14 protein-coding genes are annotated in these 20,327 nt (G+C 70.1%); 7 read left to right on the top strand and 7 right to left on the bottom strand.

The genetic code is table 11. The annotated features are described in order from the left end of the window. Positions 1–20 precede the first annotated feature (20 nt). Positions 21–1,685: an amino acid permease gene (locus AB4Y74_RS15870; protein ID WP_441800027.1), complete on the top strand. Its 1,665-nt coding sequence runs from the start codon at positions 21–23 to the stop codon at positions 1,683–1,685. A 52-nt stretch (positions 1,686–1,737) separates the two neighbouring features. Here the strand turns inward: AB4Y74_RS15870 and AB4Y74_RS15865 are convergent, their stop codons facing one another. Next, positions 1,738–2,643 (bottom strand): SDR family oxidoreductase, encoded by a 906-nt coding sequence (locus AB4Y74_RS15865; protein WP_441800026.1) that lies wholly within the window; start codon positions 2,641–2,643, stop codon positions 1,738–1,740. A gap of 108 nt (positions 2,644–2,751) precedes the next feature. Between AB4Y74_RS15865 and AB4Y74_RS15860 the strand changes: the two genes are divergently transcribed. The 3 genes from AB4Y74_RS15860 to AB4Y74_RS15850 all read left to right on the top strand — a co-directional run bounded on the left by AB4Y74_RS15860 (position 2,752) and on the right by AB4Y74_RS15850 (position 12,134). Continuing rightward, positions 2,752–3,315 carry a helix-turn-helix domain-containing protein gene (locus tag AB4Y74_RS15860; protein WP_441800025.1) on the top strand — a complete coding sequence of 188 codons (564 nt, stop codon included), beginning with the start codon at positions 2,752–2,754 and terminating at the stop codon, positions 3,313–3,315. A gap of 365 nt (positions 3,316–3,680) precedes the next feature. After that, on the top strand, positions 3,681–11,111 hold the full coding sequence (locus tag AB4Y74_RS15855) for a DUF5979 domain-containing protein (RefSeq protein ID WP_441800024.1): 7,431 nt from the start codon (positions 3,681–3,683) through the stop codon (positions 11,109–11,111). 87 nt (positions 11,112–11,198) lie between these two features. Next, a complete protein-coding gene (locus AB4Y74_RS15850; RefSeq protein WP_441800023.1) occupies positions 11,199–12,134 on the top strand; it encodes a PrsW family intramembrane metalloprotease in 936 nt (311 codons plus the stop codon). A 17-nt stretch (positions 12,135–12,151) separates the two neighbouring features. On the opposite strand, the gene rimK is transcribed toward AB4Y74_RS15850, so the two are convergent. After that, positions 12,152–13,351 (bottom strand): 30S ribosomal protein S6--L-glutamate ligase, encoded by a 1,200-nt coding sequence (rimK, locus tag AB4Y74_RS15845; protein WP_441800022.1) that lies wholly within the window; start codon positions 13,349–13,351, stop codon positions 12,152–12,154. Between the two features lie 26 nt (positions 13,352–13,377). Between rimK and AB4Y74_RS15840 the strand changes: the two genes are divergently transcribed. Next, a complete protein-coding gene (locus AB4Y74_RS15840) occupies positions 13,378–13,854 on the top strand; it encodes an ATP-dependent zinc protease family protein (protein WP_441800021.1) in 477 nt (158 codons plus the stop codon). Between the two features lie 26 nt (positions 13,855–13,880). Here the strand turns inward: AB4Y74_RS15840 and AB4Y74_RS15835 are convergent, their stop codons facing one another. Then, positions 13,881–14,768, bottom strand: a complete 888-nt coding sequence (locus AB4Y74_RS15835; RefSeq protein ID WP_441800020.1) for a hypothetical protein — start codon at positions 14,766–14,768, stop codon at positions 13,881–13,883. Between the two features lie 31 nt (positions 14,769–14,799). On the opposite strand from AB4Y74_RS15835, the gene AB4Y74_RS15830 reads away from it, so the two are divergent. Next, a complete protein-coding gene (locus AB4Y74_RS15830) occupies positions 14,800–15,687 on the top strand; it encodes a DNA-methyltransferase (RefSeq protein ID WP_441800019.1) in 888 nt (295 codons plus the stop codon). A gap of 9 nt (positions 15,688–15,696) precedes the next feature. On the opposite strand, the gene AB4Y74_RS15825 is transcribed toward AB4Y74_RS15830, so the two are convergent. After that, positions 15,697–16,128 carry an SRPBCC family protein gene (locus AB4Y74_RS15825; protein ID WP_441800018.1) on the bottom strand — a complete coding sequence of 144 codons (432 nt, stop codon included), beginning with the start codon at positions 16,126–16,128 and terminating at the stop codon, positions 15,697–15,699. 106 nt (positions 16,129–16,234) lie between these two features. Between AB4Y74_RS15825 and AB4Y74_RS15820 the strand changes: the two genes are divergently transcribed. Continuing rightward, positions 16,235–17,059, top strand: coding sequence for a phosphatase PAP2 family protein (locus AB4Y74_RS15820; protein ID WP_441800017.1), 825 nt, complete (start codon positions 16,235–16,237; stop codon positions 17,057–17,059). A 12-nt stretch (positions 17,060–17,071) separates the two neighbouring features. On the opposite strand, the gene AB4Y74_RS15815 is transcribed toward AB4Y74_RS15820, so the two are convergent. From AB4Y74_RS15815 to AB4Y74_RS15805, 3 genes are all read right to left on the bottom strand, one after another. Beyond that, positions 17,072–17,932 (bottom strand): alpha/beta fold hydrolase, encoded by an 861-nt coding sequence (locus AB4Y74_RS15815; protein WP_441800016.1) that lies wholly within the window; start codon positions 17,930–17,932, stop codon positions 17,072–17,074. 18 nt (positions 17,933–17,950) lie between these two features. After that, complete coding sequence (locus AB4Y74_RS15810) at positions 17,951–19,561, bottom strand: hypothetical protein (RefSeq protein ID WP_441800015.1); 1,611 nt, start codon at positions 19,559–19,561, stop codon at positions 17,951–17,953. 101 nt (positions 19,562–19,662) lie between these two features. Then, positions 19,663–20,313 carry a DUF4190 domain-containing protein gene (locus AB4Y74_RS15805; RefSeq protein WP_441800014.1) on the bottom strand — a complete coding sequence of 217 codons (651 nt, stop codon included), beginning with the start codon at positions 20,311–20,313 and terminating at the stop codon, positions 19,663–19,665. Between the last annotated feature and the right edge of the window lie 14 nt (positions 20,314–20,327).

Genomic DNA, 20,327 nt, shown 5'->3' with positions numbered 1-20,327 from the left:
GCGCCGCACATGATCGGGAGATGACGATGACCACAACAAGCGAGCCCGGAAACACGTCGGCTCGGCAGACGCGGGCGGACGGCACAGTGGCGCCGTCGCCCGAGCACGTGAAGCCGCACCCCTTCGGCGGGGTGCCGCACAAGCCGGCGATCGGTTCGCCCGGCACCACGTCAGCCAAATTCATGAGCCTGACGCAGCTGGCCATGCTGACGGTTGTGGCCGTCGCCTCGCTGCGCAGCCTCCCCGCGATGGCCGGCTACGGCCTCGGGTCGGTGACGTTGTTCATCATCCCGGCGATCTTCTTCCTCATCCCCGTGGCGCTGGTCGCGGCAGAGCTGGCGACGGGGTGGAAGGGCGGCGTCTTCACCTGGGTGCGGATGGCGTTCGGCGAGAAGTGGGGGTTCCAGGCGATCTGGCTGCAGTGGGTGCAGAACGTCGTCTGGTATCCGACCCAGATCGCGTTCATCGCCGCGTCGCTGGCTTTCGTGTTCCTGGATCCGAACCTGGCGAACTCCGGCTTCTATACGGCGGTCGTCATCCTGGTGATCTACTGGTTCTCGACGTTCATCACGCTGCGCGGCGGGAACCTGTTCGCCAAGGTCGGTTCGTGGTCGGGACTCGCGGGCACGATCTTCCCCGGCGTCCTCCTCATCCTGTTCGGGGCGATCTGGCTCGGCACCGGGCAGACGAGCCAGACTCCGCTGGAGGCCTCGGCGATAATCCCGCCGTTCACGGGAATCGCATCCATCGTGCTGATCGTGTCGAACGTACTGGCCTACGCGGGCATGGAGGTGAACGCCGTCCACGCGAACGACCTCAAGAACCCGGGCAAGGGGTACCCGAAGACGGTGCTGATCGCATCCATCCTCATCCTGGGCATCTTCATCTTCCCGACCATCGCGATCTCGGTCGCCGTTCCGTCGTCCCAGCTGGGCCTGACCACCGGCATCAACCTGGCGTTCCAGACGTACTTCGACGCCTGGGGGATGGGATGGGCGACCCCCTGGATCTCGCTGCTGATCGCACTCGGCGCGTTCGCGTCGGTCGTGACCTGGATCGCGGGGCCGTCGCGCGGACTGCTCGCGGCAGCGCGATCCGGATACCTGCCCGTCTTTCTGCAGAAGCGGAACAAGGCAGGTGTGCAGATCGGCATCCTGAACGTGCAGGGCATCGTGGTGACGCTGCTGGCGGCGCTGTTCATCTTCGTGCCGAACATCAACACGGCGTTCATCCTGCTGGTCGACATGGCTGCGGCGCTCTACCTGGTCATGTACATGATGATGTTCGCCGCGGCGATGCGGCTGCGCCGGACCCATCCACAGGTCGTGCGCTCGTACCGGACCCCGGCCATGGGGCTCATCGCCACCATCGGGTTCATCGCGTGCTTCGCGGCATTCGCACTCGGCTTCGTGCCTCCGGAGGGTTTCGCTCAGGGGGCGCCGGGATGGGCGTATCCGCTGCTGGTCGCCGTGGTGGTGGTCATCCTCGGGGTGCCTCCGCTGATCTTCTACGCGCTGCGGCGGCCGTCGTGGGACCAGCGGAACGCGCAGGAGAGGGCGGTGTTCGACGACGTGCTCGTGAATCCGGGGTCCACCGCGCCGGAGGGCGCGACGCCGGCCGCTCCGCCGGCTGTGCCCCCGGCGGCGCCGCCGGCCGGACCGCCCACGCCCACGGCGCCCGCCTGACCGGTCCGCCCCCCCCCCCCCCCCCCGATCACTCGGGGGGAGGCGGAGCGGGCTAGGCGGCAGCGGCAGCGGAGTAGTGGCCGGCGGCCAGGTCGTCGAAGAGCGTCGGGCCGGTCGGCTCCCAGCCGAGCCGTGCGCGGGTGAGGGCGCTCGATGCGGGGATGTCGCTGGCGAAGAATGCGCCGATCCACCCGAAGTGCGCGTCCGCGTCACCCGGATCGATGGAGGCGACGGGCACCCCGACGGCAGCGCCGATCGCCTCGGCGAACTTCCGGGTGGGATTGCCCTCTTCGGCGACCGCGTGCACCACGGGCGATGCCTCCGGGTCGGCGAGGGCGAGCCGCACCAGGCGGGCCGCGTCGCTGCGGTGGACGGCCGGCCAGCGGTTCGTCCCTTCCCCGACGTAGCCGGCGACCCCCTTCTCGCGCGCGATTCCGGCGAGCACCGCCGCGAAGCCGTGGTCCCCGGCGCCGTGGACGGTCGGCGCGAACCGCAACGCCACCGGGCGAATGCCCCGGGCGGCGGCTCCGAAAGCGAGCGGTTCCACGCCTCCGCGCGGCGCGTCCGGCCCGCTGTACGGGCTCACGTCGTCTTCTGTCGAGATCCGTCCGGGCGCGACCATCGCGATCCCCGAGGCGAACAGGAGCGGCTTGCCGGTCCCGTCGAGGGCGTCGAGGAAGATCTCCATCACCGCGCGCTCGGTCGCCCCGGAGGCGGCGTAGTCGCTGAAGTCGTGCTTGAACCCCAGGTGGACGACCGCGTCGGCCGCCGACGCGGCGGCGTGCAGGGCTTCGAGGTCGTCGAGGTTCCCGGCGAAAGGCTCCGCGCCGGCGGCCCGCAGCCGCTCCGCCGACCGCTCCGACCGGGCAAGCCCGGCGACCTGGTGTCCAGCTCCGAGTAGTTCAGGGACGACGGCCGAGCCGATCCAGCCCGATGCTCCGGTAACGAATACGCGCATGTCGCGCTTCCCTTCTCCTGATGTCAGTGACTGACGTCACTTACTACCGGCAGCGTAACACTGATGTCAGCCGCTGTCATCACCGCTCGCATTCATTACACTGGCCGCATGGGACGTTGGGAGCCGGGAGCGCGCGGACGCCTCCTGCGCGCCGCCCTCGAGCTTTACGCCGACCCGGGCTTCGAGCAGACGACCGTCGCTGACATCTCCGCCCGCGCCGGAGTCACCGAGCGCACGTTCTTCCGCCATTTCGCCGACAAGCGCGAGGTGCTCTTCGACGGTTCCGCCGAGTTCCAGCAGCGAGTTCTCGACGGCGTCGCCGCCGCCCCGTCGACCGCGTCCGCTCTCGACGCGGCAGCCGCGGGCATGGACGCGGCAGCCGCATTCCTGCAGAGCACGCCGGACCTCGAGTTCCCGCGCCTTCGAGCCGCCGTGGTCGCGGCGAACCCCAGTCTTCTGGAGCGCGAGCTGCTGAAGCTGTCCACCGTGACGTCCGCCAGCTCCCGAGCGCTGCAGGACCGCGGCGCATCTGCGATGGAGGCCGCGATCGCCGCCGAGGTCGCGATGGCCGCGTTCCGGCTGGCTTTCGAGCGCTGGGTCTCCTCCCCCGGACATCCTGATCTCCGCGCCCTCGTCCGCGAGGGGATTGCGGCCTTCCGCGCCCTCGCCTGACCCCTTCTCGGGTGGTGCGGATACCGGATGTTCGCCCAAAACCCCCTGAACTGGGGCACGGTGAACGGTATGCGAATGCATGCATGTGCCGCTAGAAAGAGAGCGACGACCACCTCGCCTGCCCGAAACCGGGCGAGTCCACCTGCCCGAAACAGGTGAGCCGTGTACCCACGCGGTCGGTCATCGCTTACCCGATTTGTGCCCTTGGGGGACACGTGCTTACCCGACGCCTCTTGGCGCGCGCCCGAACGCGCCTTCTTGCCCGAAACACCCGAATCCGTCGCGCCTCTCGCGAGCGTCGTACGCTCCGCGCATCGGCGTCCGTCGCCACCGGTGTCGTGCTCGCCCTGGTGGGAGCGCTCGCGATGGGCGCACCCGCGGCCAGCGCCGCCGACCTCGGCTCGGGCGTCCTCAACCTGTCGAAGACGTCCACCGTCACGGACGCCACGCCGGGCCAGCAGTTCCTCTACACGCTCAACTTCGGGTGCTCGTCCACCACGACCGGGTGCGTGGATGCGACCATCACCGATCCGGTCCCCGCGCCGCTGGTCGTCGTCGGACAGCCGAGCGTTGTGGGCGCCGGCAGTGTCACCGCCAGCGTGACCGGCAACGTCGTGAAGGTGCAGTTCCAGGATGCGGTCCCCAACACGACTCCGGCGAGCACGGGCCTCGCCGCCGGCACCACGGGCTCGGTCCAGGTGCAGGTCATGCTTCCGGCAGCCACGCCCAAGTCGTTCGACGGGCAGACCCTCACCAACACCGGCACGTTCACCGCCTCCAACGCCACCACCGTCACGGCCTCGCGCCCGGTGACGCTTCACGTGCCCGATGTCATCGCGGCGACGGTCGGCAAGACCTGGACGCCTTCGTCCACCCAGTTCCGGCCCGGCGAGACCTCCGCCGCGACGCTGACCGTCCAGAACACCTCGAACATCGACGCCAGCGGTCTGACGGTCGTCGAGCCGGCTGATCCCTCCGCCGCGGGGGCCACCTTCCGCTTCTACGACTTCACCGGCTTCGGCCCTGTCACCTTCCCGGCGGGCGCCGACACCATCCAGGTCACCGCAGTCACCGCGGGCGGGACGGTCGACGGCCCCGCGGGCGCGACAGCGACGCTGCCCTCGGGCGTTGCGCCGTCGGATGTGATCGGCCTGCGCCTGACCTTCGGGTCGAGCACCGGCGCCACCATCGCCGCAGGCGGAGCGGCGGGAACCCTCGTCGTCACCCTCGCGCAGCGCGCCACCGACCGGAGCACGGGAGCCGGGATCGCCGCGGGCGGAACGCGCACGAACACCGTCGGCGCGAGCGTCATCACTCCGAGCGGAACGGGCCAGGCGGTTCTGGCCTCGGCGAAGCAGGTCGTCGCACCACTGACAGCGACGGTGTCGGCCGACAAGACGTTCACCGTTCCGCAGCTGCCCGCCGGGCAGAGCACCGGTGCGACCCTGACGGCGACCAACACCTCAACCGGCGTGCTCGACACGCTCACCGTCCGGGAGCCGGGTACCGGCTCCTTCTTCAGCGACAAGGTCCTCTTCGGCGGCTTCACCGGCAGCCAGGCCTGGCCGCAGGGAGCGACCGCGGGACGGGTGACCTGGTTCGTCGACCAGGGTTCGGCTCCGGGCGACTCGACCTTCGACACCGCCTCCGGACTGCCGTCGACGCCGACGCTCGCAGCAGGGCAGCACATCACCGGCTTCCTGGTGACCTACACGGGTGCGATCGCCACGGGCGCCAGTGCGGTCATCCCGTTCACCGTCACGACCACGCTCGCCGCCGGACCGGTCGCATCCGGCTTCGTCACCTACCCGAACAACGTGACTGTCGCGGGGACGAACGCCGCCGGCACCGGAACGGACGTGGCCAACGCCGACCTCGAGGTCTACTTCCCCGAGGTGGACATCAGCCTCGACAAGACCGTCTCGCCCGGCACGCTCATCCCGGGCGGCACGAGCCTGGTGCAGCTGTCGGCGCAGACGCCGGCCGGATCGAGTTCGGTGCGCCCGAACTCCATCGTCATCACCGAGCCGCAGGATCCGGCGTCCGCGTACTGGAACGCGTTCGACGCCACGGCGATCGCCCCGACCTCGGTGCCGTCCGGTTCCACTCTGACGATCGAGTACACGACCGACGGCACCACGTGGAAGACGCTGGACACGGTGGATGCGACCTCCCGGGCCGTCACCTACTACGCGGTCCTCGACGACAAGCTGCCGGCCGGAACGACTCACACCGACATCCGCGGCCTGCGCTTCACCTTCGCCGACGCTGACGGCTTCGGCCAGGCGACGAACGTGAAGCCGGCGATCGGCTTCGTGGCGCGCGGCCAGCTCCGCGACAACAGCGGCCCGACGAACCCGGGCACCTACCCGGCCGCGACGGCGTATCAGAACTGCTCTGTCGCGACCGCGACCGGCACGGTCAACGGCGGGATGCTCATCACCAGCAAGCCGGCCACCGACTGCGGCTCCGTCAGCATCCAGGCCACCACCGGCGGCCCGGGCGACGGCGGCGTGGCCGCGAGCAAGGCGTGGGACGGCGGCAAGATCCTCCAGGCGCAGTCCCGAGTCACCACGGGCGTCACTCTCGGTTGGGGCACCCAGGTGACCGGCGTCCAGTCGATGACCGTTCAGGATGCGGCGACGCCCTCCCCGCTCAGCGGCAGCGTCTTCCAGGCGTTCGACCTGACACGTATCGACGCGATCACGCCTACCCAGACGGCGGGCGCAGCCTACGACCCGCTCATCCGCTGGGACGCCGTCTCGAAGGTGGAGCTGTTCGACGGCACCAGCTGGAACGACATCACGGCCAAGGCCTGCGCGACCGTCGCCAGCTGCGACGGGACCTTCCCCGGCTACACGCTCAGCGCATCCGAGAAGTCGTCGACCCAGGGCGTACGCCTGACGTTCGTCGAGAGCCCGAATCGGGCCGCGACCATCGCCGCGACCGCTGACCCGACGGCCCCCGCCGTCGGCTCGGGAGTCGCGAGCGCCTCCGCCGGTGCCTTCCCCGGCCCGGACGCGAACTCCCGCACCCTGCACCTCGACCTGCAGTTGCGCAACAGCATCCGCAACTCCGCGATCGACGACTGGATCACCGGAACCCGCACCTACAACGTCGCTGGATCGCCCGGCGCCGTCGACAACCAGGTGGCGGTGACCTCGCGGCCGGCCACCGGCGGTTCGTTCTCCCGCCTCGCCGACGACCGCGTCCTCATCCTGGATCCGACCTTCACCACCAAGGTGACGAAGACCGCAAACCCGACCAGCATGGTGATCCCGCAGTCGGATGTGCCCGCGACGTCGTACCCGACGACCACCTACACGGAGTCGATCGAGAACACCTCGACCACGAGCACCTGGCAGCTGCGGCTGAGCGACCCGATCGACTGTCTCAACGCCGCCCAGGGTGCAGCCCCGTGCAGCTTCGACGCCTACGTCCCGGCCTCGAACCCGTTCGAGCGACTCAACCTGACCAAGATCGCGATCAACACGACGCTCGCGACCGGCGTGCAAGCGTCGCAGAGTTCCGTCTCGCTGCTGCACCGCGCGACCGACGGAACGCTCAGTGTGCAGACGCTCACGATCGCGCAGGCGGCCGCGCTCACGCCGTCTTCGCTGGCCGACGTCGTCGGCGTGAGCGTGCTGTTCCGCGGGACGAATGCGCAGGGCGTCGACGGCTCGGGAGGCAGTATCGCGCCGGGCCAGAAGGCGACCGTCACCCTGTCCACCCAGCTGCGCCCGACCACACGGTCGGGAAGCGCCGCGCTGGTGCCCGGCACGGTGAACAACACCGCGCACGGCACGCTGCACGACGACGTCTACCCGGACACCATCGCGGCGGATTCGCAGAGCGCGTCCGTCGCGCTGGCCAACGGCAACCTCCAGGTCGCCACGACCAAGGCGTTCACCCCGACGCACACACTGCAGGCCGCTCCGACCGACCCGATCCTGGTCGACCTGGGTGCCCGCTCCACCGGCACGCTGGCGCCCAAGATACTCGTCATCGAGGACTCCGCCGCCACGTTCTGGAACGCCTTCACCCTGAAATCCTTCGCGCTGCCGAACACCCCAACGAACGCCGACCGCGTGCAGGTCGACGCGCAGACCGGCCAGGGCTCGCAGGCGGTCTGGACGAGCGGCACACCGACGACCATCGCGACCGCCGCCCTGCCGGCGGGAGTGACGGCGGCTGCGGTCACGGGCCTGCGGTTCACCTACACGCGCGCCGACGGCATGGCCTTCGCCGCCAGTGCGAGCGCCGTCAACGTGCGTCTGAGCGTGTCGCTGCGCTCCTCGCTGCGGGACGGCTCGGGCCCGGTGACGTCGAGCGCCGTGACGGCGCCGATGCCCGGCGAGACCGCAGCCGGTGTGATCACCGACACCGTGCTCGCCAACGCCTCGTACAACGCGGTGAAGGCGCCGCAAGCCTCGGCGAACGCGACCTTCACCGTCGACCCGGGCACCGCCGCGATCGCCGTCGAGAAGACGAGCCCCGGCCAGGCGGCCTCCGGACGCGAGGTCAACTGGACGCTGCGCTTCAAGAACACGGGCACCGGCGTGCTGCCGAACCCCGTGGTCACCGACACGCTGCCCGCGGACGGCTCGCTTCTGTTCGTGCCCACGAACGTCCCCTCGTACAGCACGTCGACCGGCGGAACGCTGCCGACCGATGCGGCGAGCGTGACGCGCGCCTACGATGCCGCGTCGCGCAGCATCCGCTTCACCTGGCCGGCAGGCGCGCAGCTCGCGCCGGGTGAGACGTACAGCATCACCCTGTCGCTCCAGATCAAGCCGGGTCTGCCGCCCGGGTCTGCCGCCGTGAACTCGTTCGGCGTGCGAACCGATCGCACGCTGGCGTCGAGCGGCTGCACCGCGCTCAACGCCGGCAACGGCCGCGCGGTGACCTTCGCGAACAACACGTGCTCCACCTCCAACGTGGTCACGACGCTGTCCCAGGGCTCGTTCGCCGCCTCCAAGGGTGTGAAGTCCGATACCGGCGCTTCACAGAACGTCGCGAACGCGGCTGTCCCCTGCACCGCCGACAGCGACGGCTACTACCGGTACCCGTGCGCCGCCCTCAGCGGGATCGGGCACACCGACTCGTGGAAGCTGGAGCTCACCAACGGCGGCAACGTGCCGGCGACCGCACTGACCGCCGTGGACGTGTTCCCGCACAACGGCGATGTGGGCGTCGTGGACCCGTCCCCGCGCGGCTCCGTCTACGCGCCGCGCTTCAACGGCGACCTCTCCTACCTGCCGTCGGCCGACGCGAGCGGTGCCGTGCTGAACTGGTTCGTCACCACCTCAGCGAACCCGTGCGTGAGCGAGATCACGCCCGGCGGAACCTGCCCGGCCGGTTCGTGGACCGCCGCTTCGGCGGTCGGCACCACGATCGGCGCCGCGTCGGTCACCGCGGTGAAGCTGGTGTTCGACTTCAGCAAGGCGCCGGGCGGCGTCCTGGCCGCGGGCGCATCCCTCAAGGTCACGTACACGACGACGAACGTCCCGACCACTGCCGCCGGGGACGGCAACGCTCCGGTGACCGCACCCGTAACGGGCGTGCGTGCCTGGAACTCGTTCGGCTTCTACCCGACGTACGCGTCGGGTTCGCAGCCGGCGGGGCCGCAGGAGCCCATCAAGGCCGGGGTCATCCTGACCGGCGGTCCGCTGCAGGTCACGAAGACGGTCACCGGGCCAGCCGCTCAGTACGCGCCGACGAGCTTCATCGCTAACGTCGCGTGCACGATCGACGGCGTCGCCGTCGTCCTCGGCGCGAACGCGTCGGTGACTCTCTCGAGTGCGAACGGCTACAAGGCCACTGTCGACGGCATCCCCACGGGTGCGGTCTGCCAGGTCGTGGAGCGCGGGACCACCGGCTCCTACGGCGAGTCGACGCGGACGGTCACACCGTCGTCCGTGACCATCGCCGCGGCCGACGTGGCCCGGTCGCTCAGCGCCCCGCAGACGATCGCGATCGTCAACGACTACGAGCTGACGACCCTCACGGTCGCGAAGCACGTGGACACGGCGGCGACGGCGGGAGCGTTCGGCCCGTTCTCCTTCACGGTCAGCTGTGTGTCGGCGCTCGGCGCCACGGTCCCTCTCGCCGCCGGTGACGCGTCCTTCGCGCTCACGGACGGCGGCAGCCGCACCATCGCGGGCCTGCCGGTCGGTGCAGCCTGCACCGTGACCGAGACCGACGCCGATGGCGCCACGGTCTCGCCCAACCACGTCGGGATCTCCGTCGACGGCGCCGCCGAGACGGCCGGAACGCAGGCCGTGGTGACCGTCCGTGACGACGACACCGCCGTGGTGAGCAACCACTACGCGGCAGGGACGCTGGCCGTCACCAAAACGGTCGACGGCAACGCCGCGGCCGACTACGGCGACGGACCGTTCACCCTCCACGTCGAGTGCATCTACGCGGGTACCCAGTCGCTGTTCGACGGCGACCTGACCATCGCCGGCGGGCAGACCCTGACCGTGCCAGGCGTCTTCCCGGCCGGCACGGAGTGCTCGGTCGCCGAGACCGCGAACGGGGGCGCGACCGGCACCGCCGTGAGCGCGCCGACCGTCGTCATCCCGGGTGACGACACCGGCACGGCCGTCGTGACGGTGGATGTGACCAACACGTTCTCCGCGGGCTCCGTCGAGATCACCAAGGTCCGCACCGGCGACGGCGTCGCCCGCTACGGAGACGGCCCGTTCACCGCGCAGCTCGTGTGCAGCTGGGTGAAGGACGGCGTGACGCTCACCATCCCGCTGCCGAACAGTGGCGAAGTGGTGCTGGATGCGGCCGGCGGCTACCGTGCGACGGTGACCGGACTCATCCAGGGAGCCCACTGCGATGTCACCGAGACGACGACGGGCGGGGCCACCTCGGTTGCGGTCGCACCTGCCGCCGGCGTGACCGTGCCCGCGGGGAGCCCTGCCGCGGTCACCATCACGAACACCTTCGCAACCGGTTCGGTCACGATCGACAAGAAGCGCATCGGACCGGGTGTGGCGTTGTTCGGCGCCGGCCCGTTCACCGTGCAGCTGACCTGCACGGCCGTGATCGACGGTGTCGTCACCCCGATCGACCTCGGCGCAGACGCGACACAGGAGCTCTCGAAGGCCAACGGCTACACGGCGACCGTCGACGGCATCCTGGCCGGCGCATCCTGCGTCGTCGACGAGACGGATGCGGGACTCGCCACCGCGAGCACCCTCGACCCCGCGAACGGGACCGTCACGGTCCCTGACGGCGCGGCCGCGACGGTGACGGTCACGAACACCTTCCTGATCGGCCACCTGCGCATCCTCAAGCAGGCGGACCGGGCGAGCGCCACCGTCGGCGACACGATCGTGTACACGATCCGCGTCACCAACGACGGCGCGATCGACGCCACCAACGTGAAGGTGACGGACACGTTGCCCACCGGCCTGCAGGTGCTCAGTACGGTTCCCCAGGCGACGAACGGTCCGGGCACCCTGCACTGGACCATCCCCGCGCTCGCTGCCGGAGAATCGGCGACGATGACGGTGACCACGAAGCTGATCGCCGCCACCGACACGGTGAACCGCGCCTCGGTCGAGACCCCGAGCGGACCGTGGATGGACTCGTCCGCGGCAGGCACCTGTGGTGACCCGGCCGCCTCCTGCGCGACGGTGATGGACCCGCCGCACGCGGGCCTCGCGTCCACCGGCTCGGACGTCGTCCCGGCGGCCGGATGGGCGGCGCTCGCCGCGCTGCTCGGGGGGCTCCTGATCGCGCTGAACGCGATCCGCCGCCGCCGCGGCGAACGCGGCTGACCACGCGGGCGGGTACGGGCTCACCCCGTGCCCGCCCGGTGGGATGATGTCCCGCAGGATGTCGACCGCTCCGGGATGGGGATGATCATGACCGCAGAATCGGTGGACCGGCCGGATGGTGTCCCGCACCCGCATCATCATCACGGCTGGTGGTGGAAGACGCTGCTCACGGGCCTGGCGCTGTGGATCCTGACCATTGTCGTGACCGCCACCACCCAGAACACGAACCTCGTCCCGACACTGATCCTGCTCGGCAGCTTCCTGGTCCCGTTCTGCGTCGTGCTGTTCGCCATCGAGCGCGTCACCGGGAGCATCAGCTCGCTCCAGCTCGTGCTCGCGTTCTTCGTCGGCGGCATCTTCGGTGTGCTCGGTGCCTCCCTGCTCGAGGTGAACCTGCACCAGAGCTACTGGATGTACCTGCTGGTCGGGCTGATCGAGGAGGCGGTGAAGGCCGTCCTGCTGGTCATCATCGGCTGGCGGGTCGTGCCGAAGACGGCCATGCAGGGTGCACTGCTCGGCGCGACGGTCGGCGCGGGTTTCGCCGCGTTCGAGTCGGCAGGCTACGCATTCAACGCGGCCATCACCGCGCGCGGCATCGACCTGGTCTCCCTGCTGCAGACCGAGGTGCTGCGCGCCATCCTGGCACCGGTCGGCCATGTGCTGTGGACGGCGGTGCTCGGCGCGGTGCTGTTCGGCGCGGCCCGCGGCGCCACGCGCTTCCGGTTCTCACCGTGGGTTGTCGTCACCTACGTCGGCGTCGCCATCCTCCACGGGCTGTGGGACTCGGCGAGCGACCTTGCCGCCGTGATCGCGCTCATCGTCAACGGACGGGCGTTGGAGGAGCTGGCCACCGCCGGCGGCCTCACCGCACAGACCTCGTCTGCTGTGACCGCGCTGGCCGGCATCCTGTACATCGTCGTGCTGATCGTGGTGGCCGCGGGCGGCATCCTCACTCTCTGGCTCATCCTTCGGCACTACCGCCGCGCCGAGCGCGCACGGATGGCGGAGCAGCCGATCGTCTGAGGTGCGCGTGAGTGCGCCTACTCCTCGGTGAGAGCCTCCTGCGCAGCCTTCGGCAGCTTGCGCACCTTGGCGCGGCGCTTGCGGCGGTCGGGGATCATGGACCGCATCTCCTCCAGCCGACCGAAACACAGCAGCCGGTCGCCCGACTCGAGCACCACGCCGCTGCGCGGGTTCGGGATGACGGACGTTCCGCGGTGCAGCGTCAGCACGGAGATGTCCCGCTCAGCCAGGCCCGAGTCGCGCAGCGACTTGCCGACCAGGTCCGCATTCGTGTGCACGAGCAGTTCCGCCACGCCGTAGCCCGTCGACACGCTGAGCCGCTGGCGCACGTCGATCTCGGGGAACGCGACCTGGTTGTCGATGAAGTCGATGATCGCGCCGGCCACATCCAACCCGGTCGCCCGCTCGATGCCCTCCAGCCCGGGTGAGGAGTTGACCTCCATCACGAGGGGGCCGTCCTTGCCCTCCAGCATGTCGACGCCGGCGACGCGCAATCCCATGATCTGCGCCGAGCGGACCGCCGCCTCCTCGAACTCGGGCGTCAGGGTCACCTTCTCGACGGTTCCGCCGCGGTGCACGTTCGAGCGGAACTCGTCGCCGCTCGCCACCCGCCGCATCGCGGCCACCACGCGGTCGCCGACAACCAGCGCGCGGATGTCGCGGCCACGGCTCTCGGCGATGAAGCTCTGGATGAGGACGTTCTGCTTCGTCGAGTGCAGCGTCTCGATGATCGCCTCGGCGATCTTCGCCTCCGGCGCGAGGATGACCCCGATCCCCTGCGTGCCCTCCAGCAGCTTGATGACGACCGGCGCCCCACCGACCCGCTCGATCGCCATCTGCACGTCGGCCCGGCTGCTCACGAAGGCGGTTCGCGGCATCCCGATGTTGTGGCGCGAGAGGATCTGCGTCGCCCGCAGCTTGTCCCGCGAGTTCGTGATGCCGTTCGCGGTATTCGGCGTGTACACATCCATCTGCTCGAACTGCCGCACGACCGCGGTGCCGTAGTACGTGATCGAATTGCCGATGCGCGGCAGAATCGCGTCGTAATCCGACAGCAGGCGACCCCGGTACTGGAGGTCGGGCTCGTCGCCCGAGAGGTCGATCGCGAAACGCAGCGTGTTCAGCACCCGCACTGTGTGACCGCGGTTCTCGGCCGCCATTCGCAGTCGCTGCGTCGAGTAAGCGTGCGGGGCGCGCGAGAGGATGGCGAGTTTCACGGGTCTGCTCCTGCGAAGATGGGGGAATGGCCGAGACCCATCCAACCACCGACACGGTCGGCTGGCGTGAGTGGGTCAACCTGCCCGGGATCGGCGTGTCCTGGATCAAGGTGAAGGTCGACACCGGGGCGCGCAGCTCGTCCCTCCACGCCTTCGACATCGAGGAACTCCCCGGCGACCGGGTGCGCTTCCAGGTGCACCCCTGGCAGGACACCGATCGGGATGCGGTGACCGCCGAGTGCGCGGTGCACGACCGCCGTGTGGTGCGGAGTTCGTCCGGTCACACCGAGGAGCGGATCGTCGTGCTGCTCGACCTGGTGCTCGGCGGCCGCCCGGTGCGGGCGGAGACGACGCTCACGAACCGCGACCAGATGGGCTTCCGGATGCTGGTCGGTCGCGAGGCGCTGCGGCAGGGCTTCCTGGTGGACCCGGCCCGCTCGTTCCTCGGCGGCCGGGCGCCCCGCGAGATCCGCCGCCGCAACCGCGGCCGCGAGCTGGGCTGAGTCCAAACCCGCGCGGCAACGGAGGGTCAGACAGCCGCGTCCAGGCCCAACTCGCGGCGCCAGTGGGCGAGGAACTCGGCACCCGCGTCGTCGTGGATCGCGTCGCCGATGGTGATCACCTCGTAGGGCCGTTCGAGCACGCCGTCGGCGGGGCGCACATCCACGTGTGCCACCTCGTAGCCGGCGTCGTGCACGAAGTCTGCCATCTTGTAGTCGCTGCGGGAGTCGCCGACCGAGCGCCAGCGCCGCGGCAGGGGTCCCCGTGCCGCGAAGTAGTCGAACGCGCGCTGCGCCCCGCGGTCCTTGTCGAGCAGCACCGACTCGATGTCGGTCGAGATGATCGTCGGGTCGATGCGGTACGGCACCGCGCCGTCCGCATCGGGGGCGACGCGCTCGCCGTAGCGCAGGCCGACGCCGAGGCCGGTCAGCAGCTCGAACGCCGCGTCCTGGAACCGGGATTGCGCCTCCTGGTAGGTCTCCGCATCCACGTCGGTGCGTTGCTCGACCGAGATCATGGCGCGCTTCGTCTCGTCGAAGAACATCGTGTCGGCGAAGCGGTCGCGCACGAGCCGGCGGATGCCGTCCACAGCCTCGGGGGAGAACGCGACGGTCTCGTCGACGGTGACCTCGCCCATCCCAGCACCCGTGATCGGCGCCCAGGCGCCGCCCTTCTCGAACACGCCGAACATGCGCGCTCCGTGCTGGTCGAGCGCCTCCCCGAGCCCGGCGTCGCACAGCGGCGTGACCACCTGGTGGCGGATGAAATCCCCCGACCGCCCGGTGATGAAGGCGATCGGGACGCCCGCCGCCGCCATCGAGACCAGGTCGGTGACGATGCTGCGGATGGCGATGGTGCGGGTGACGGGACTCGCGATGGGGCCGTCGACGTCGAAGAGCAGACCGAGATTGTGCACAGTCCATTCTCACCGCTGAGAGAATGGACGCATGTCACAGCCTGTTCCCGCAGCCCCACCGCTGTGGCATCCGGATGCGCCCAGCACGGTCGTGCAGGGCGACAACCTCGAGGTGCTGGCCGGGTTGCCGGACGAGTCGTTCCGGCTGATCTACCTCGATCCGCCCTTCAACACCGGCCGCCCGCAGGCGCGGCAGACCCTGACCTCGGTGAGGTCGGAGGGAGGCGCGGGCAGCGTCGTCGGGTTCAAGGGCCGCAGCTACGAACGGATCAAGGGCGATCTGCTGCGCTACGACGACCGATTCGAGGACTACTGGGGATTCCTGGAACCGCGCCTGATCGAGGCCTGGCGAGTACTCGCCGCCGACGGCACCCTCTACCTGCACCTCGACTACCGCGAGTCGCACTACGCGAAGGTGCTGCTGGATGCGCTGTTCGGCCGGGAGTCGTTCCTGAACGAGATCATCTGGGCCTATGACTACGGCGCGAAGCCGAAGAACCGGTGGCCGGCCAAGCACGACACGATCCTCGTCTACGTGAAGGACCCGTCGGCGTACCACTTCGATTCGGCGGCGGTCGAGCGCGAGCCGTACATGGCGCCGGGCCTGGTGACGCCCGAGAAGGCGCAGCTCGGCAAGCTCCCCACAGACGTCTGGTGGCACACCATCGTGTCACCGACCGGACGGGAGAAGACCGGCTACCCGACCCAGAAGCCGGAGGGCGTGCTCCGCCGCATCGTGCAGGCGTCCAGCCGCGAGGAGGACTGGGTGCTCGACTTCTTCGCGGGCAGCGGCACGACCGGTGCTGTGGCCGCATCCCTCGGTCGCCGGTTCCTGCTCGTGGACAGCAACCCGGAGGCGGTCGCGGTCATGCGGGGGCGGCTGACCGGCGGTGAGCGCGAGGTTCGGTTCGTCAGCTGACCACAGCCCTCATGCGGGGTGCTCGACGTGCGCCTTCAAGGCTCGCATCGTTCGCCGGCTCTCGCCGGCTGCCATCCGGACCAGTACCGGTTGCATCGCGCGGTAGACGCCATGCGTGGTCATCTCGCCGACGCGCGTGACGCGCGTGACCGGACCTGCCGTGGCGACGGCGTAGCGGATGTCCGCGTCGAGCCCGCCTGAGCGGACCGTCTGGTGGAAATGCAGCGCCCGGTCGGGGTCTTCCTCGAGCAGCTCGCCGCGCATCCGGCCGACGCTTGTCGAGTCCTCGTAGAGGGCGGCCGTCCCGGGCGGGCGCATCCGGGTGCCGTGGTAGACGATCGAATGCCGCAGCCAGCCGGGATAGGCGTCGAGCGCGCGGAGGGCGGCGTACACGTCGTGGGCCGGCGCTTCGATGTCGATGGTGTCCGTAATCCGTCTCATGGTGCTTGGTCTACACCTGTTCACAGCCGATCGAGCAGCGGAGTTCTCCCTCTCCACGGCGTTCGTCCGGAAATCTCAGAGTCGGTTGTGGAAGGGTGGATGCACTATGCGATCGAGCCTCCGGACCCTCCCGTTCCTGTGGGGAGCGCTCGTGTCCGCGGTGCTGTTCGTCGCCGTGTACCTCGTCTTCGTGCAGAGCTACATCGGGCAGGTGATCGACGAGCGGGCGTTCGCCGGTGCGGACGCGTGGAAGGGCGACCTGATCGAGTTCGCACACGGCTTCCTCGATGCGCTGCCCGTCGCGTCGGTGGTGATCGGCGCGGTGATCGCGATCGTGATCGTGCTCGTGCGGCGCAACTGGCTGGTCTTCGCGGTGGCGGTCGGGGCCGCCGTCGGGGCGAACGTGAGCACGCAGGTTCTGAAGTACACCATCCTCTCGCGGCCGGAGAAGGGGGTGGATGTGGGGCTCGCCAATTCGCTGCCGTCGGGTCACACGGCGGTCGCGGCGTCTGCCGCCCTCGTGGTGTTCCTGCTCGCGTCGCCGCGATTCCGGCCGCTCGCCGCGGTGGTGGGGTCGCTGTTCACGATTGCTGCAGGAGCCTCCACGCTCGTCGAGCAGTGGCACCGTCCGAGTGACGTGGTGGCCGGGATGCTCGTCGTCGCGTTCTGGGGGTGCCTGGCCGGAATCGTCCTCTCGTGGCTCCGCCTGCCCGGGGCCGAGCCGCCGGTGCGGAGCAAACTGTGGCCCCTCGTCTGGATCGGCGCGGTGTGCGCGATCGGCTCCGTCGTCGCGCTCATGGTCACCTATTTCTCGACCCAGTCGGGCACCGAGCATCTGTTCATCGCGTACGCGGGAGGCGTCGCGGCGATCGTGGCGTCGGGGTTCGTGCTGGCCGCGCTCGGCAACCGCCTCTACCGCCGGCTGGCCTGACTCGCGCCGGCGTCAGCCGTGGAAGAACGCGGTGAGTGCGTCGGAGAGGGGCTCGGGCGCATCCTCGGCCATGTGGTGCCCGGAGTCGATTCCGTGCCCGCGCACATCCATCGCCCAATCGCGCCAGATCGCCAGCGGGTCGCCGAACAGCTGTTCCAGGTCGTCGCGGAGTGACCACAGGACGAGCAGCGGCACCTGCAGCCGTCGTCCGGCGGCCCGGTCGGCCTCCTCGTCGGCGCGGTCGACGGTGAGTCCGGCGCGGTAGTCCTCGAGCATTGCGCGCACCACCTCGGTGCGGTGCACGGCCGATCGGCGCTCGGCGAAGTTCTCAGCCCCCATCTGCTCCGGCGCGCCGCCGTACCAGCCGTCCGGGTCAGCGCCGATCACGCGCTCGGGGATGTCCGGCTGAGCGAAGAAGAACCAGTGGTACCAGGCGGTCGCGAACTCCGGGCTGATGCGGTCGAGGTGCTCGACGATCGGGATGCAGTCCAGCAGGGCGACTCGGCGGACCGCCTCGGGATGGTCCATCGCCAGTCGGAAGGCGGCGTAGCTGCCGCGGTCGTGTCCGACGAGGTCGAACCGGTCGTGGCCCAGAGTTCGCATGAGGGCCAGGAGGTCGCCCGCCATCGCCCGCTTCGACGCCTGGGCGTGGTCGGGACGTGGCGCCGGCGCGGTCGAGCGGCCATACCCGCGCAGGTCGGGTACCACCACCGTGAACCCCTGCCGCACGAGCCGCGGGGCGACACGATGCCAGGTGGCACCGGTCCGCGGGTGACCGTGGAGCAGCACCAGCGGCGGGCCCTCGCCGCCGTGCCGCACATGGATGCGCGCGTCGCCGACGTCGATGTCAGCGATCGCGAAGCCGTCGAACACCGGTTGCCGGTGCGGAGTTCAGGCCTTCGCGCTCAAGTTCTCGGCGATCTTCGCGAGCGAACCGTCGAGCGCCTGCTGCATGCCGTCGAACTCTTGCGTCGTGTGGATGGTGAGCTCGACGCCGTCGTCGGTGAGTCGCAGCGAGCCGTGATAGTCGTGCGGGCCGGGAGCAGACCAGGTCACCTCGCGCGCGGCGCGGTCGACGTCGAACTGCGCCTCCGAGGTGACGGTCTCATCCTTCCCGTCCTGGTCGGCGTCGACGTGGGCCGTTGTCTCGACCTTGCCGTCGGGCAGCTCGTGCGCCTCGGTCACGCGCGGGAAATAGGCGGGGAGGTTCTCCGGGTCGGCGATGTAGTCGAAGTACTCGTCGGCGTCGCCCTCCAGCGGACGGGATGCGGTGTAGGTAGCCATGCCGCGACCGTACGCCGACACCCCACGAGCACAAGCGGCGCTGATCAGCGCGTCGAGCCCGACGGCGCCGAGGGTCAGCGCGCAGACAGCTGCGGCACAGGCGATCAGCACGGCGGGGCCGAGCGGTGCGATCAGTCCGGCGGCCGCCACACCGAGGGCACTCCCGCCGACTTTGACTCCGGCGACGGTGGCGAACACGCGAGCAGAGGCACCGGGCGGCGCGTACTCGGTGCGCGCGGCCAAGGTCGCGGCGAACAGCGCCGCGCTCGCCGCGCCCACGACGGCGAACGCCACGCCGCCGACCACCCTCCCGGCGTCGGGATTGGGCAGTGCGAGCAGGGGCAGGAGCAGCGCGCCGCCGGTCACCGCGACTCCGAGACGCACGAGTCGTTCGGGATCGCCGCTCAGTGGTCGCGCGATCAGGATGAGCGACGCCGCCAGTCCGCCCGCGCCGTACGACGCCATGAGGACTCCGGCGACGGATGCGTCGGCGCCCCGGGCAGTGGCGAGGGCCGCGGCGATGACGGGAGCGGACGCCAGCGCGGTCGCCGACCCGACCGTAGCCGTCGTCGTCCTCCGCAGCGGCGGCGAGACCAACAGGAGGCGCAGGACCGACCGGGTCGCGTCTCCTCGGCGCGACTGCCGCTCCGCGGGCAGCCAGAGAACCACCGCGGCCCCGAGGGCCAGGAGGACGGCAGTCGCCGCCAGTGCTCCGTCCGGTGTCAGAGCGCTCGCGGCCAGCGCGACCGCTGCCGGCCCCACCGTGCCAGCAACGCCGTACGTCAGTGCGTCGAGCGCCTGACCGCGACGCTGGTCGCGTCCCGCCGGATCGCTGCGTCCCGACGTGTCGAGGATGGGAGCAAGGCGACTGCTCAGGCCTCCGGTAACGAGGGGGCCGGCGCAGCCGCCCGCCGCGAGTGCAGCCGCGGCTCCGGCGACCGTAACGGGGAGCAGGAGCGCCGCGACCACCAGAAAGACCGCGTACCAAACGAACGCCGCCGCAAGAACGGGGCCGGGCCGCCTCCGCCGATCGAGCAGTCGCCCCGCAAGCGGCCCGATCAGGTGCGGAACGGTGAGAGCGGCGGCGAGGAGCCCGCCGACGGCCGGCCCCGCGATCGCCGTGCCCGCCAGCACGGCGGCGACGATCGCTCCGGCATCCGCCGATCGCGCGGCCACCGCCGCGGCGACGTAGATGACGACGCCCCTCCGCGCACTCATGACCGATACCCTGCACTCACGTGCGTCACCTGTCAAGATGGTGACGCACAATTCATGCCAACACGCCACTGGGCGCTGTACGGCTGAGCCAGTCTCGCGGTTCAGTATCCGCAGGTGGTCTTGATGGGCTCCATGGAGTCGTCAATCGCCGGCGTCGCTGCATCCAGAGCGGAGCCGTTCGCTTCAGAGGGGTCGGCGGCGTACTCATCGAACACGACGATGAGATTCTGCAATTGCTTCTGCAGGCCAGCGACATCGCGGTCGAGGTCCGGGTCGCTGACCTCCTCCACAGCGTTGTTGAACGCGATCACACTGTGCAGCATGTGCTGTGTGGCCTGGTACGAGTCCGTCTCAAGGAGGTCGTAGGTCTCGCCGAATGACGTCACGAGGGTGTCGGCGGCATCGGAGACGGCCTGACACTCACCGGTGAGTCTGTCCTCGGCGGCGATGGCGGATGCGGCGATCGGGATGACGATGGCGGCGATCCCCAGGAGCATCACGCCGAACGCGCCCCAGACGGTGGCGATGACCGCCGGCAGGGTGCCCCTCTGGCCGCGCTTGTGGATCTGGACCAGAGCGATGATGCCCAGGACCAGTCCGACAGGTGCGAACACGAAACAGAGGATCAGCGCGGCCGTGGCCAGGTTGTTCCGGGGCTTCTTCGGCGCTGGTAGTGGCTGACCCGTCGGGACCGGAAGGGGCGGCTCCGTGGGGCTGGGTTCGTGCTCGGTCGATGGGGGCGTGGAGGTCATCGAGATGTCCTGTT

Source organism: Leifsonia sp. RAF41, from assembly GCF_052114085.1.
Lineage (GTDB): Bacteria > Actinomycetota > Actinomycetes > Actinomycetales > Microbacteriaceae > Leifsonia.
This window is presented reverse-complemented; position numbering and strand designations above follow the sequence as displayed.